Raw genomic sequence first — 14,261 nt, forward strand, 5'->3', positions numbered from 1 at the left:
CCTCTGCGCATCAGAAATTTCTGATGACGCAGAGGGCCGGTTGGGCTTAAAGGTATTTCATCCGGGACGGCGGGACGCAACCCCATGGAAAGTGGTAATGGCATTCCACATCACGGGGATGAAGTTAGATTAATAAGGGATGCATTGTGAAAAAGTATATAATTTAATCATGAATTTTATTACATGATTAAATTCATCAAAAATAAATAAAATTCAATTAATCATATTAAATGCCTACTTTTATCAATGTTTATTTGTTAATCAAAAGGTTTATTTTGACATAAATCGGCATTTTAAAGAGTGTTAAAACAAATTAAATACATCATCTTTGTCCGTATAGCCATGTTTGATTAATAAATTCATAATAGTCAAATCCATGGGGCATCTGTTTAACGTACCTTTGCATAATGAAATTCACACCTGAGTTTCATTGAGTCATTTGTTACCTACATTTTACAAGTAAGTCAATGAGGAAAACATTACTTAAAGCAACCCGGACTGTGCTGGTGTCGGGATTGCTGGCCGGAAACTTGGCCGCCTTCGGCCAGAGCAGTGGTAGTTTCGACAAGGGTCAGGTTCCACAAGTGGCGCTTGAATACCTCAAGAAAAACCAGAAAGCGCTGCAGTTGTCCAATGAAGACATTGCGGATGTAGTACTCAGCAGTCAGAGCGAAAGCAAGAACAATGGCCTGAAGCACTACTACCTCCAGCAGCGCTACCAGGGCATTGAAATTTTTGGTGCCATTACCAACGTCCATGTGGGCAAAGATGGCCAGTTTGTTAACCTGGGCAACCGCTTCCAGAAGGACGTTACCAAGAAAGCCAAGGCTAAGCAGCCCAAGCTGGATGCCCAAGCCGCAGTGGTTGCAGTAGCCAAGTCGCTCAACCTGTCGCTGAAAGCCCCTCTTACTTACACGGCACAGAGCCGTGGCCTGAATCGCGCCGCCACGTTCTCAACGGGCGGCATTTCTTTGCGCCCTATTTCCGCACGGCTGGTGTACCAGCCCATTGCCGATGGTGGCCTGGCCCTGGCCTGGGAAGTTTCCATCTACGAGATGGATGCGCGCAACTGGTGGAATGTGCGGATTGACGCCGGCACGGGCGCAGTGCTCGACAAAGACAACCTGGTTGTAGAGTGCAACTTCGAAAATGACGGTCCCGGTGGCCATTCCTTGCACGCCGCCGGCATGCACGCCGACGTTGCTCCCGTAGCCGCGCCGTTTTCGTTCTCCTCGGTAGCCGCCAACCCAACCACGAATGCATTTAATGTATTCGCTGTGCCTACCGAAACGCCAACGCACGGAGCACGCAGTTTTGTGAGCTCGTCGGTGGCCGATGGCAAGGCATCGCCCATGGGCTGGAACAGCATCCTGCCCGGCACTACGTTCTCCATCACGCGCGGCAACAACGTGTATGCCTATGAGGACCCGGACAACCTCAACGCTCCGGCTCCCGGCTCCAGCCCCGACGCCGGCCCTTCGATGCTCTTCAACTTCCCAGTTGACTTCACGAAGCAGCCGGTAACCTACAAGGATGCTGCTACCACCAACCTGTTTTACATGAGCAACATCATGCACGACATTTGGTACCAGTACGGCTTCGATGAAGTGAGCGGTAACTTCCAGATGACCAACCCCAACGCCTTGCAAGGCTTGGGCGGCGACCAGGTAATGGCCGAATCGCAGGATAGCCGCAACGTGGCTGCCACGCGCAACAACGCCAACTTTGCTACCCCCACCGACGGCCAGGCTCCCCGCATGCAGATGTACCTGTGGAGCGGCCTGCCCGACCCTGAACTGTTCCGCGTGACGGCCCCGGCCAGCATTGCCGGTACGTACAAGGCTCGCGAGGCGTCTTTCAGCAAGCCCATCACCTCTACTGCCTTCTTGGGCAAGCTGGTGTTGGCGCAGTCCACTCCCCCTGCTTCGCCCGGCATTAGCGAGGAAGGCTGCGGCACTTATACCAACGCCCCCGCCATCAGCGGCAACATTGCCGTGGTGTACCGTGGCAACTGCTCCTTTGCCGACAAAGTGCAGAACGCCCAATCGGCTGGCGCTTCGGCGGTGGTTGTAATCAACAACGCCCCCGGCGACCCCATTGCCATGGGCGGCACCCCCACCAACCCAACGCCGGCCATCACCATTCCGGCCGTTATGATTAGCATGGAAGCTGGCCAGCTTATCCGCCAGCAGCTCGATGCCTCGACGCAGGTTGACGTGGTGCTGAAGAACAGCGGCGGTCTGCCCGAGCTCGACGGCGACTTCGACAACGGCATTATTGCCCACGAATACGGACACGGTATTTCGATCCGCCTCACGGGTGGCCCCGGCAACTCCAGCTGCCTCAACAACGCCGAACAGGGCGGTGAGGGCTGGAGCGACTGGTTCGGCCTGATGCTGACCATGAAAGCCGGCGACACCAGCGTGAAGCCCCGCGGCATTGGCACGTATGTACAAAATCAGCCTACTTCGGGCCGCGGCATTCGTCCTTCTCCCTACAGCACCGACTTTGCGGTGAACAGCTTCACCTACGGCGCTACCAACAACCCCGTGCTCACGCAGCCCCACGGCATTGGCTTTGTGTGGGCTACCATGCTCTGGGACCTGAACTGGGCTTTGGTTGACAAGTATGGCTTCGACGCCAACCTGTACACCGGTAAAGCCGGCAACAACATGGCCATGCAACTGGTCATCGACGGCCTGAAGATGCAGGTTTGCCGCCCTGGTTTTGTGGATGCCCGCAACGCCATTCTGGCCGCCGACCGCGCCAACTACGCCGGTGCCAACCAGCAGTTGATTTGGAAAGCCTTTGCCAAGCGCGGCTTGGGCTTCAGCGCCAGCCAGGGTCTGAACACCAACCGTTCTGACCAGGTTGAGGCATTTGATATGCCCCCCATCTACGCCTGCGCCGCCCCGGTTATCACGGTGACGCCTACGTCGAGCGTGCAGACCAATGGCCCGGTAACGACCATCTACAAGGGCTACGGTCCACAGAGCGTGCAACTGCAGGCCAACAGCAGCACGGGCATGGTGAGCTACACCTGGAGCCCCGCCGCTGGCTTGAGCAACCCCAACATTCCGAACCCCGTGTTCACGCCTTTGGCCCCTGGTGTCTACAAGCTGACCGTAACGTCGGTTAACGGCGACAACTGCAGTGCTTCGGAATCGGTGACCATCACGGTAGTGGATGTGCGCTGTGGCCCAGCCAACGACAAAGTGTTGGTATGCCACGACGGCAAAGACACCAAGTGCTTGAAGCAGAGCGACGTGCAAAACCACTTGAAGCACGGCGATATGCTGGGCGAGTGCGATGTTGTTCCCTCGGGCGACTCTTTTGCCAACCAGAATGCCGATGCGGACAGCAAGCTGACCAGCGCCCCCAACCCTGCGGTATCGTCCACGGCAATTTCCTTCTCGATGCGCAAGGCTGGCACTTACCGCCTGGAAGTGCGCAACATGCAGGGTGCTGTGGTAGCGGTATTGGGCGAAGGCTACGGCGAAGCCGGCCAGCGCATCAGCCACCAGTTCAACAAAGGCCGCCTGACGGGCCAGCTCTACATCGTGCGTCTCATCACGGGCGAGGGCAACCAGTTCACCCGCGTCCAGTTCAATGATTAGATATAATCAGCGCGTTTTCTAAAAACCGGGGTCGTGCAGTGCACGACCCCGGTTTTTTTTGTGGTTGCTTTCTTGTTCATTCCCAAAAGCCTGAGCCACGTGCCGGCACCCAATTCCGGAGGTAATCGAGTGCCGGCACGTAGCTCAGCTCTTGTGCTTTGCGCTCAGGGTTTTCGATACCACATCGGGTAGGGCTCCAGCTACCCGTTGTGCGCGCCGCTCTCCTGCTTGTCACGGAGGACTTGCTGGTCTGTTACAGAACGGGAGTGCCAGCACCCGCTTGTGATTGGCTCCGCATCTGTCCATTATCTAGCCTATGAAGCATTTGCATGGGCTTTAATGCGCGGTGCGGAACGAGCAGGTCATTAGCTCAGCGCTTCCTTCTGCTGGTTTGCTTCCAGCCGGTGGAGTTGGTAAAACACCGCCGCGAAAAAGAGAAAGAAAAGGAAGTCGTTCAGCCCATAAACCGAATAGAAAATTCCGGCGAATGCGTCTTTGGCATATACTGCGGCCACATTGTGGGTCGTAATCCACCGGAACCACACCACGGCATACACCAGCTTTTCAACCACGAAAGCACCCACTACCCACTTCACGTACTGGTAGCGTGAAGCCACCGCCAGAAAAACCAGCCCCCAAACGGCAATCATCAGCAAACCAAAGTTGGACATCACCACGGGGTCGGTTTCGGGAATGGCTGCATTCGTGAAGGCACGCGACAGGAACAGCACGGCAAGAATATTGACCAGTCCGGAGATTATAAATCCGTTGCGAATAAAATCATTGCTCATGGTTCGGGGTTATTTTTTTCAAAAGAATGCCACTGCCTTAGTCCTCTAAGGACCAATAGTACTTTGAGAGGATTCCCGAACTATTATCGAGTGGGCTAAATGGACGGTACCGCCGCTTGCCCCGAGTTTCGCATGCTCCCCGCTTTTGCAGCGCATACTGATTCGCCATCATTCAATTGGCGCCGTCACTTAGCCGATATTTTCTGGGTAGCCCTTCAGGCTTGCTCCCTGATCAGTCGTTCTTGATACGCGGGTCAAATTCAAAATCCTCCCAGCCCATAATACGGATTTGGCCAAAGTCCGGGTGGCGGGTGTTGAGCACGTAGTTGTGCTCGTGGGCAATAATGGAGGACGGCACCCGCAGGATGGCCGCTGTCCGGCGCTGGTACCAGGCGGCCCCCAGCGGCTGGCAGCGGGCATAATGGCGCGGCAGCTGCCATTCGGGGGGCATCTGGTCCAGCGTCAACTCTTCGATTACCATCGTGTCGGGCACCTCAATTCGTATGACTTTAAACCGGCTGTTTAGGCCCTCGCCGCTGCGATGCACCACGTTTTCGAGGCAGGCCAGGGCGCGGCTGCCCGCGGCGTAGATAACCAACTGGCCGCGCAGGTTCCAGCGGCCGGGATTGCCGGATGCCACTAGCTCATCGGCATACTTGGCCAGGCAGATGCGGTAGATTTCCACGGGGTTGATTGTCAGTTGCTTGTGCTCCGTTGTCAGGCGCTGCTGCCCCCTTTCCCCTAATGTTCTGGCAATTGGAAACGAACAGCTGAAACCGATAGCTGAAATCAGGCGAAGTCACCGTGGGCAATGCGGTCAATCTCATCAGCCACCAGGTCGATACCGCCGCTGGTTTCGAGCAGGGCCAGCGGGGCTTGGTTGTCAAGACCATAGGCCGGCTTATCAAGCCAACGGCGGAAGGCGGGTTGACTGCCAAACACTTCCTCGCCGTGGCGGGCCAGCGCCAGCAGCTTCAGCACCTGCTCGCTGGCGGCAGGCCCCAGTGTTTTCTTCCCCTGGCGGTACGTGCGCAGCGTTTTGGTGGTAGTGTGCAGCAGGTCGGCCAGCTCATCGGCGCTGAACTGCAGCAGGGCCGCCACATCAAAGGCCGTTTTGGCCAATACGCCGTCGCGCGCCTTCATCACCAAAGCAAAGGAATCGGCCACAGTGGCTTGCAGCCCAAGCAGGGCGGGGGTATATACAGCAGAAGGAGCAGCAGTGGCCATAAGGACAAGCGAAATACACATCCCCAAAGATGGGAATATTTTCCCTAATAACGGGAAAATATTCCGCTTTGTTCCATCACCCCAACCGCTTCCGTTTGCCTCCGCAGTTCCGTCGCGCGCCGGGCACTGCTGTCAGTTGAACAAGCAGCTGAGTTTATAGCAGCGTCGTCACGTCGCGCACGCCCACCGGCCGGTGCACCGTAAATCCCTCGCCAAACTCCACTCCTATCATGTGACCAAATTCGCGGGCCCGGGCTTCCAAAAACTTGGAAAACTCCTCGCTGGATAGATAAGTAGTAGGCCCGTCGAGGCTGGGGTTGAAAAACTGCGTCCCGTAGGCCTGAATGGAAGCCCACTTGCCCGGCCAATGCGCCGAAATGTCCACCACAAACGCAGGCACAATAGCCCGGTCCTGAATGTAGTGGTACACAGTTTTGGGCCGCCACGGCGCCTGCGGCTGCCCGTCAGGGCCCAAGGTCTCTATCATCCGCAAGCCCGCCAGAAAGCAGGCATCGGTAGCCAGTTGGGCACCCCGGCCATGGTCGGGGTGCCGGTCATGAATGGCATTGCAAAGCACTACTTCGGGCTGGTAGCGCCGAATGGCGGCAATGAGCGGCAGCTGATGCTCCCGGTCGTTGCGAAAGAAGCCATCGGGCAGGCCCAGGTTTTCCCGCGCGCTCAGGCCCAGCACCCGGCTGGCCGCGGCGGCCTCGGCAGCCCGGGTGGCCGGGGTGCCACGGGTACCCAGCTCCCCCCGCGTGAAATCCACTATCCCAATTTTCTTGCCTGCGGCGGCAGCCGCCAGCATGGTTCCGGAGCACGACATCTCCACATCGTCGGGGTGCGCGCCCAGGGCCAGAATATCAAGTTTCATATGAGATGGGTTGTTGATAATAGATTGTCTCTGAACACAAAAAAGCGAAGCATGCCTGGGATAAGTAGGCTAACCGGGCAGCACATACCGTGCAAGGACTGTGCGGACGAATAAAGGCTACTTCACCCGGAGCTTGCGACCGGGCTGCAAGGTCTTCACCCCAGGATTTAGTCGCTTCAGGGTGCTAAGCCCCACACCGTATTTTTCGGCCACTTCGGAGAGCGTATCACCGGACCGGACCGTGTGGTTCACTACCTGCCGCGCGCGGGATGGGCTACTTTTGCTGCCACCACTGCCCCGGCTGCTACTGCTCCGGCTGCTGCTACGGTGCCCCACGGCCCGGCTGTAGTAGTTGAAGAGTTGGGAGGTAATGGTGAAATTATCCTGGCGCAGCTTGTAGCCGGGAAAGTCGTAAATCAACGCCGGGTCAATGGGGTTGCCCTGGTAACGCACCTCAAAATGCAAGTGCGAGCCGGTACTGCGCCCCGTGCTGCCTCCGTAACCGATGAGCTGCCCCGCTTTCACAAACGTGCCCACTTTCACCAGCGATTTACTCATGTGGCCGTAGATGGTTTCAAGGCCATTGTAGTGCCGCACCAGCACGTAATTGCCGTAGCCGCCACCGTCCCAGGCACTGATGCGCACCACCCCGTCATAGGCCGATTTCACCGAATCGCCGGTGGCCAGGTCCAGGTCCATGCCGTAGTGCCAGCGGTAGCCCCGGAAGGCAAACGCCGACGTAACGGGCGTGGTAACCAAGGGCATTTTGGCGTAGCGCTGCCGTGGCTCGTCCACCAGTTGCAGTTTGAGCGAGTCGCGGTAGCTGCGGCCGTCCACCCGATAAGGGTTCACGCTGTGCGTGTCCCAGATGGAATAGTAGCCCGCCACCTTCACCCACGACGAGTCAATGAGCACTTCCTCTGACATTTCCACGATTCTTTGCCCGCCTTCGTTCAGGCGCGACGTGTCCTCGCTTACAATGCTGAGCTTTTTGGCCGGATTAAAGAAGATGGATTTGGCCGCGTCCGAGCCATCATCGGGCAATTCTTCCGTTTCAATAACGGTGGTAGTATCGGGGCGCACGTAGCGCATCTTGGGCGTTTTAGCCCGGAAAAAGTCCGAGTTGCCGTTAGTGGTACCGGCCCGGGCTTTGGTGCGCGGCGCATTGCGGCGCTGCGCCTGGACCGGATTGAGGCCCGCCAGCACCAGCAATAGTGCCAGCAGCAGCAGAACCGGCCGCCAGGTTGTTGTTTTCAGTAAAGTCAAAAGCGAACAGGAATAAGGCCGTGGGCGCGGAACCTATCAGTTCCCGCCCACGTGCCGTTCAGTCTAAATAAAGAAGTCAGATAAGACGAGCTGCTAAGCTCTTCTTTCCTAACACGCCAATTCAGGGATTTTAGTGTACGCCTAACGCTGCTAAATAGCGTTCCGCGTCCAGAGCTGCCATGCAGCCCGTGCCAGCTGCCGTTACGGCCTGCCGGTAGGTATAGTCCTGCACGTCGCCGCAGGCAAATACGCCGTCGATGTTGGTCTTGCTTGTGCCGGGAATGGTTTTCAGGTAACCCTGCTCGTCGTGGGTCAGGTAGGGCTGAAAAATCTTCGAGTTAGGCTCGTGCCCAATGGCTACAAAAAAGCCGGTGAGGGCTATTTCACGCGTTTCCTGCGTCAGCAGGTTTTTCACCCGCACGCCTTCCACGGCATGCTCCCCCAGAATCTCATCCGTGACGGTATCAAACAGCACCTCAATCTTGGGGTTGTCCAATACACGCTTCTGCATGATTTTAGAGGCTTTCATCTCGCCCTTACGCACTATCATGGTCACCTTGCTGCACAGGTTGGCCAGGTACGTGGCCTCCTCCGCGGCCGTGTCGCCGGCGCCAACGATGGCCACTTCCTGGCCCCGGTAGAAGAATCCGTCGCACACGGCACAGGCCGATACGCCCGAGCCATTGAGCCGCGCCTCCGACGGAATGCCCAGCCATTTAGCCGAAGCACCGGTGGCTATAATGACGGTATCTGCCGTCAGTTCCAGCGTTTCGTCAATGGTGATTTTACGCGGCGTTACCGTGAAATCTACCGCTGTGGCTATGCCATAGCGGATGTCAGTGCCAAAGCGGGTGGCTTGCTTTTTCAGGTCTTCCATCATCTCGGGGCCCATCACGCCATCGGCGTAGCCGGGGAAGTTCTCCACGTCGTTGGTGATGGTGAGCTGGCCACCGGGCTGCAGGCCCATGTACATAACGGGTGCCATGTTAGCGCGCGCCGCGTAGATAGCAGCAGTGTAACCAGCAGGGCCAGAGCCTATAATCAGGCATTTAATGTGTTCAGACATTGCAGTGTGAGGCAAGCTACAGCTTGTCGTCTTGAATGTGATTTACAAAATAGAAGTCTCACGGCAAGCTACAGCTTACCGCACAAGTTGTACAAAAAACCCCAACCTGACGGTCGGGGTTTCTTATTCTGCAAAACTAATTGATTAGCCGAGATAAGGCTTCAGGGCTTTCGAGCGCGAAGTGTGGCGCAGGCGGCGAATGGCCTTCTCCTTAATCTGACGCACCCGCTCGCGGGTCAGGTTAAACTTCTCACCGATTTCCTCCAAGGTCAAGGCGGCTTCGCCGTTCAACCCAAAGTACAAGGTGATAACATCCGCCTCGCGCTTGGTGAGCGTGCTAAGGGCGCGCTGCACCTCCTTGCGGAGCGAGTCGTTCATCAGGGCCATGTCCGGCGACTCCTCGTCCTCGTTTTCGAGCACGTCGAGCAAGCGGTTTTCTTCGCCCTGCACAAACGGAGCATCCACCGATACGTGGCGACCCGAGATTTTCAGGGTGTCCACTACTTCGGAAGTAGTGAGCTCCAGCACTTCGGCAATTTCCTCGGGCGAGGGCTCGCGCTCGAACTTCTGTTCCAACTCCGAGAAGGATTTGCTGATTTTATTCAGCGAACCCACGCGGTTCAGAGGCAGGCGCACAATGCGGCTCTGCTCGGCCAGGGCCTGCAGAATGGACTGACGAATCCACCACACGGCGTAGGAGATAAATTTAAAACCACGGGTTTCGTCAAAGCGCTTGGCGGCTTTGATAAGGCCCAGGTTGCCCTCGTTGATGAGGTCGCCCAGCGACAGGCCCTGGTTCTGGTACTGCTTGGCTACCGACACCACGAAACGCAGGTTGGCTTTGGTCAACTTCTCCAGCGCTTGCTGGTCTCCGTCGCGGATGCGCTGCGCAAGCGTCACTTCCTCGTCGGGCGTGAGCAAATCAACCTTGCCAATCTCCTGGAGGTACTTGTCCAGCGACTGGCTTTCGCGGTTGGTAATCTGCTTACTAATTTTTAGCTGTCTCATTGGGGACTAGGTAAGAACGATATCTGATGGGGTTATACGTAAGAAAAAGCCACCCGGCCGGTCCCTAAGTCAGAGGAAGCCAACAGGCTCCCTCCGACATTAGTTCGGGACTCCGGTGCCGGACTAAGCCTGCGCTTCGCCGTTGCTGGCCGCGGCCGTTTCCGGCTTGGGCAGCAGCACCTTGCGCGAGAGCCGGTACTTGCCCGTTTTCTTATCGATTTCCACCAGTTTCACGTCAATGTCCTGGCCCACTTCCAACAACCCTTCCAAGGTCTGAATCCGTTCGTGCGTCACCTCCGAGATGTGCAGCAGGCCGTCTTTGCCCGGCATGATTTCCACAAACGCACCGTAGGGCTGAATGCTGCGCACCTTGCCTTTGTACACCTCGCCCACTTCGGGCTGGGCCGCAATGGCCCGGATGCGGTCGATGGCGCCCTGCATGTCGTCCTGGTTGGCCGCGTAAATGCTCACGTGACCTTTCTCGTCCTTTTCCTCGATGATGACCGTGGCGTTGGTATCCTTCTGGATTTGCTGAATAACCTTGCCGCCCGGGCCGATAATGGCACCGATGAACTCTTTGTCAATCAGCATTTTGTGCGAGCGCGGCGTATGAGGCTTCAGCTCAGCAGCTGGCGCGGCAATGGTCTTGGCCATTTCGCCCAGGATGTGCAGGCGGCCTTCGCGGGCCTGGTGCAGCGCGGCAGTCAGAATCTCATTGCTCAGGCCCTGGATTTTGATGTCCATCTGGCAGGCGCAAATGCCTTTCTCCGTACCGGTAACTTTAAAGTCCATGTCGCCGAGGTGGTCTTCGTCGCCGAGAATATCACTCAGTACGGCATATTCGCCGGTTTCCTTATCCTGCACCAAACCCATGGCGATACCCGAAACGGCACCCGTGATTTTTACACCCGCGTCCATGAGCGCCAGCGAACCAGCGCAAACGGTGGCCATCGAGCTAGAGCCGTTCGACTCCAGGATGTCCGACACAATGCGGATGGTGTAAGGATTCTCGTCTTCGGGGGGCAGCACTTGCTTCAGCGAGCGCAGGGCCAGGTTACCGTGGCCGATTTCGCGACGACCAGCGCCACGGTTTGGCTTCACTTCGCCGGTTGAGAAACCGGGGAAGTTGTAGTGCAGCATGAATTTCGAGTAGCCCTTGCTCAGCGGCTGGTCCACAATCTGCTCGTCGAGCTTGGTGCCCAGCGTGGCCGTGGTCAGGCTCTGGGTTTCGCCGCGGGTGAAAATGGCCGAGCCATGGGCACCGGGCAGGTAGTTGATTTCCGCCCAGATAGGACGGATTTCGGTGAGCTGGCGGCCGTCAAGGCGCACCCGCTCCTTCACCATCATGTCGCGGATGGCCTTCTTCTCAGCCGAGCCGTAATAACGGCTGAACATCTTCATGTCCAGCTCTGCATTCAGGGCCAGCTGCTGCTCCAGTACAGCCTTTTTCACCTTGCCAAAGCCTTCCTTACGGCCGCCTTTGCTGGTGTTGCCGCTGCGGGCTACGTCGTAGGCACCCTGGTACACGGCGTCCAGAATGGTCTTCTTCAGCTCTTCGTTCTCCTCGTACTTGGGGTACTCGCGGGTGGGCGAGTCGGCAGTGCGGCCCACGGCCTCAGCCAGGTCCTTCTGCAGCTGGCACTGGGCCTTAATGGCTTCGTGGCCGAAAGCAATGGCTTCCACCATTTCCTCTTCGCTCACTTCCTTCATGGCACCTTCCACCATGGCCACGGAATCGGCGGTAGCGCCCACCATGAGGTCCATGTCGGCACGGGCCAGGTCGGAGGTTTTGGGGTTAATCTGGAACTGGCCGTCGATGCGCGCCACGCGCACTTCGGAAATCGGGCCAGCAAACGGTATGTCGGAAATAGACAAGGCAGCCGAGGCAGCCAAAGCGGCCAGCGCATCAGGCTGTACTTCTTTATCGGCCGAGATGAGGGTAATCATCACCTGCACTTCGTAGTGGTAGTCCTTGGGGAACATCGGCCGCAGGATGCGGTCAACGAGGCGGCAAATCAGGATTTCATGGTCGCTCAGGCGGCCTTCGCGGCGCTGAAACGAGCCGGGAATCTTGCCAGCCGAACCGAATTTCTCCTGGTAGTCCACCGACAGGGGCAGGAAGTCAACGCCGTCGCGCTGGCTGGGGGCCGAAACCACCGTGGCAAGCAGCATGGTATCGCCGAGGCGAACCACGACCGCACCGTCGGCGAATTTGGCCAGGCGGCCGGTTTCAATGGTGATAACACGGCCGTCGGGCAGCGCTAGAGACTTGGTAATGGCGTGGGGTTGGGACATCAGCGGGATTTGCTTGGAAAAGCGACAGCGGGCGAGCAGCCAAAAACGAGCGCCATAGAGACCCTCGTTACTCAGAGTATTAAACACAACGGTGCACCGATGCAAAACATTGCTACGGGCCAGCCTCGGTGCAAAACCGACCCGAACAAAAAAAGAGTAGGGAACCTTCGTTGGAAGGCTCCCTACTCTCAGATTCTGGACTTACTTACGGATGCCCAGCTCCTTGATAATGGCACGGTAGCGGTTGATTTCGCGGTGCTGCAGGTAGTCCAACATGCTGCGACGCTTACCTACCAGCTTCAAAAGGCCCAGGCGGGTGCTGTGGTCCTTCTTGTTCACCTTCAGGTGTTCGGTGAGGTGGGTAATGCGGTGGGTGAAGAGTGCGATTTGCGACTCGGCCGAACCGGTATCGGTTTTTACTTTTTGCAGGCTGTTCTTTTCGAAGATGGCCTGTTTTGCGTCTGTAGTTAGAATCATCGGCTGATAGGTATTACCCCGTCTTAGATTTAAAAATGTAAAAAATGTTGATTTGATACCCCACACATTGGGGTGCCGCAAAGGTACGCAATTTTAGAACAGGATAAAAGCGCGAAAGCCGGATTCTTCAGCATCTCGCAGTAGCGCTATTCTTTTACCGGCTGCGTTATTTTTCGCAAACCAGGAATTCCCATGCGCTGGGGCAGGCGCCGCCAGAAATCCAGTTCCAGCAGGCCCGAGTCGTTGTAGGCTTGGTAAAGGAAAAAGAGCCCCGCAGGCAGCAACAGTAGGTTTGACATCCACATGCCAATGCCCACCGGCATCACAAACTCGCGGCCGTACTTCTCGCCCATGATGCTGAGCACGTAGTAAATGATGAAAAACATAATAGAAACCAGTATAGGCACGCCCAGGCCTCCTTTCTTAATGATGGCGCCCAGCGGCGCCCCAATCAGGAACATGAGCAGCACGGCCACCGACTGCGAGTATTTGCGGTACACCTCAATGCGGAACATGGCCGAGTTGCGGGCGTAGTCGTCAAGGCGCTCAGCAGTGGAGCTGGCGAAAGCCCGCAGGTTATTGGCCCGGTTGCCGGCCTGCTGTAAGATGGTGGCCGATGGCGGAGCCAGCAGAGATGCCGGCACCACCAAGCCCTCAACTTTACGGTTGGCCGCCCGGCCCGTGGTATCAAACCGCAGAAAGCTGAAATACGCATTGGTCTGGCGCACCACCTGGCTTTGCTCAATGAGCATGCGCTTCTGCACCGAATCAGCCGCGTTGTGCAGCTGCGGGATGTTTAGCATCATGCGGTTGGTGGAGAACAGCTCTTCCTGCGTCCGGCCCAAATCGAAGGAGGCCAGGGAAAACGTAACCAGGTTGTGGTCGAACCCCTGGCGCGTGAACGACGCGCCAGCCCGGTTCTGCATGTCGGGTTGCTCGATGTAGGTATTACCATGAAACAACTCCAGCCCCAGGTAAGCCCCCCCAAAGCGGGTAAACATCCGGCCCGAATCGGCCAGAATAACCGTAGCATTGCCCGATTTCTGGGTGTGGTCGTAAATCATGACCCCGTGCAGCCGGTCGCCGTTTTCACCCGTTTTCCTATCCACTTTGATGGTGTAGCCTGGAATCCCGTTGTAAAAAACGCCTTCCCGGATATCGAGGGCCAGCTTTTGCTGCCGCACATCCCACAGCAGGCTGTACGCTTTCAAATTGGCCCGCGGCACAATGGTTTCATTGAACCAGAACGCCCCTACCGCCAGGCCAATGGTGACTAGGAGGACTGGCCGCAGAATACGGGTTAGCGCAATGCCCGAAGCCTTAATGGCCGTAAGCTCGTGGTGCTCGCCCAGGTTGCCATAGGTCATCAGCGAAGACAGCAAAACGGCCAATGGTAACGAAATGGGCACGATGAGCACGCTGAAAAAGAACAGCAGCTGCAACAGCACCCCGGTGCCCAGGTCCTTGCCAATGATGTCATCGAGGTACTTAAGCAACGTGTGGGTGAGCAGTATGAACTGCACCACGGCAAACGTGAGCAAAAAGGGGCCAGCAAAGGCCTTTAAAATAAGCTTATCGAGCTTTTTAAGCATAAGTACGGCGCCGGCTCAGAGTGAGCGTCCAGCGCAGAAACGTGAGTT

Annotated in this window: 11 protein-coding genes; 1 reads left to right on the forward strand and 10 read right to left on the reverse strand. The window is 57.0% G+C overall.

The window, feature by feature from the left end; translation table 11 throughout:
- The first annotated feature begins 467 nt into the window (after positions 1-467).
- Entirely contained in the window at positions 468-3,617 is a 3,150-nt protein-coding gene (locus BEN48_RS00030; protein WP_083320603.1) for a T9SS-dependent M36 family metallopeptidase, read from the forward strand.
- A 365-nt stretch (positions 3,618-3,982) separates the two neighbouring features.
- Here the strand turns inward: BEN48_RS00030 and BEN48_RS00035 are convergent, their stop codons facing one another.
- The 10 genes from BEN48_RS00035 to BEN48_RS00080 all read right to left on the reverse strand — a co-directional run bounded on the left by BEN48_RS00035 (position 3,983) and on the right by BEN48_RS00080 (position 14,213).
- Positions 3,983-4,408 carry a hypothetical protein gene (locus BEN48_RS00035; RefSeq protein ID WP_070731726.1) on the reverse strand — a complete coding sequence of 142 codons (426 nt, stop codon included), beginning with the start codon at positions 4,406-4,408 and terminating at the stop codon, positions 3,983-3,985.
- A gap of 232 nt (positions 4,409-4,640) precedes the next feature.
- Positions 4,641-5,093 (reverse strand): RES family NAD+ phosphorylase, encoded by a 453-nt coding sequence (locus tag BEN48_RS00040; protein WP_070731727.1) that lies wholly within the window; start codon positions 5,091-5,093, stop codon positions 4,641-4,643.
- Between the two features lie 104 nt (positions 5,094-5,197).
- Entirely contained in the window at positions 5,198-5,635 is a 438-nt protein-coding gene (parS, locus tag BEN48_RS00045) for a type II RES/Xre toxin-antitoxin system antitoxin (protein WP_083320604.1), read from the reverse strand.
- Positions 5,636-5,789: 154 nt separating this feature from the next.
- On the reverse strand, positions 5,790-6,509 hold the full coding sequence (gene bshB1 / locus BEN48_RS00050; RefSeq protein WP_070731728.1) for a bacillithiol biosynthesis deacetylase BshB1: 720 nt from the start codon (positions 6,507-6,509) through the stop codon (positions 5,790-5,792).
- A gap of 117 nt (positions 6,510-6,626) precedes the next feature.
- The gene (locus BEN48_RS19985) at positions 6,627-7,775 is read right to left on the reverse strand and encodes a M23 family metallopeptidase (RefSeq protein ID WP_317043655.1); all 1,149 of its coding nucleotides are present in this window, start codon (positions 7,773-7,775) and stop codon (positions 6,627-6,629) included.
- 130 nt (positions 7,776-7,905) lie between these two features.
- A complete protein-coding gene (gene trxB, locus BEN48_RS00060) occupies positions 7,906-8,841 on the reverse strand; it encodes a thioredoxin-disulfide reductase (RefSeq protein WP_070731729.1) in 936 nt (311 codons plus the stop codon).
- Between the two features lie 144 nt (positions 8,842-8,985).
- Complete coding sequence (locus BEN48_RS00065; RefSeq protein ID WP_035566352.1) at positions 8,986-9,849, reverse strand: sigma-70 family RNA polymerase sigma factor; 864 nt, start codon at positions 9,847-9,849, stop codon at positions 8,986-8,988.
- A gap of 123 nt (positions 9,850-9,972) precedes the next feature.
- Positions 9,973-12,144 carry a polyribonucleotide nucleotidyltransferase gene (gene pnp, locus BEN48_RS00070; protein WP_070731730.1) on the reverse strand — a complete coding sequence of 724 codons (2,172 nt, stop codon included), beginning with the start codon at positions 12,142-12,144 and terminating at the stop codon, positions 9,973-9,975.
- A gap of 201 nt (positions 12,145-12,345) precedes the next feature.
- Entirely contained in the window at positions 12,346-12,621 is a 276-nt protein-coding gene (gene rpsO / locus BEN48_RS00075; protein ID WP_035566361.1) for a 30S ribosomal protein S15, read from the reverse strand.
- 146 nt (positions 12,622-12,767) lie between these two features.
- Positions 12,768-14,213 (reverse strand): LptF/LptG family permease, encoded by a 1,446-nt coding sequence (locus tag BEN48_RS00080; RefSeq protein WP_070731732.1) that lies wholly within the window; start codon positions 14,211-14,213, stop codon positions 12,768-12,770.
- Positions 14,214-14,261 lie beyond the last annotated feature (48 nt).

It is taken from the genome of Hymenobacter glacialis, from assembly GCF_001816165.1.
Lineage (GTDB): Bacteria > Bacteroidota > Bacteroidia > Cytophagales > Hymenobacteraceae > Hymenobacter > Hymenobacter glacialis.

Coding starts and splice junctions, on each gene's coding strand:
- BEN48_RS00030 (WP_083320603.1), top strand. CDS start 468: ATGAGGAAAACATTACTTAAAGCAACCCGGACTGTGCTGGTGTCGGGA.
- BEN48_RS00035 (WP_070731726.1), bottom strand. CDS start 4,408: ATGAGCAATGATTTTATTCGCAACGGATTTATAATCTCCGGACTGGTC.
- parS (WP_083320604.1), bottom strand. CDS start 5,635: ATGGCCACTGCTGCTCCTTCTGCTGTATATACCCCCGCCCTGCTTGGG.
- bshB1 (WP_070731728.1), bottom strand. CDS start 6,509: ATGAAACTTGATATTCTGGCCCTGGGCGCGCACCCCGACGATGTGGAG.
- trxB (WP_070731729.1), bottom strand. CDS start 8,841: ATGTCTGAACACATTAAATGCCTGATTATAGGCTCTGGCCCTGCTGGT.
- BEN48_RS00065 (WP_035566352.1), bottom strand. CDS start 9,849: ATGAGACAGCTAAAAATTAGTAAGCAGATTACCAACCGCGAAAGCCAG.
- pnp (WP_070731730.1), bottom strand. CDS start 12,144: ATGTCCCAACCCCACGCCATTACCAAGTCTCTAGCGCTGCCCGACGGC.
- rpsO (WP_035566361.1), bottom strand. CDS start 12,621: ATGATTCTAACTACAGACGCAAAACAGGCCATCTTCGAAAAGAACAGC.
- BEN48_RS00080 (WP_070731732.1), bottom strand. CDS start 14,213: ATGCTTAAAAAGCTCGATAAGCTTATTTTAAAGGCCTTTGCTGGCCCC.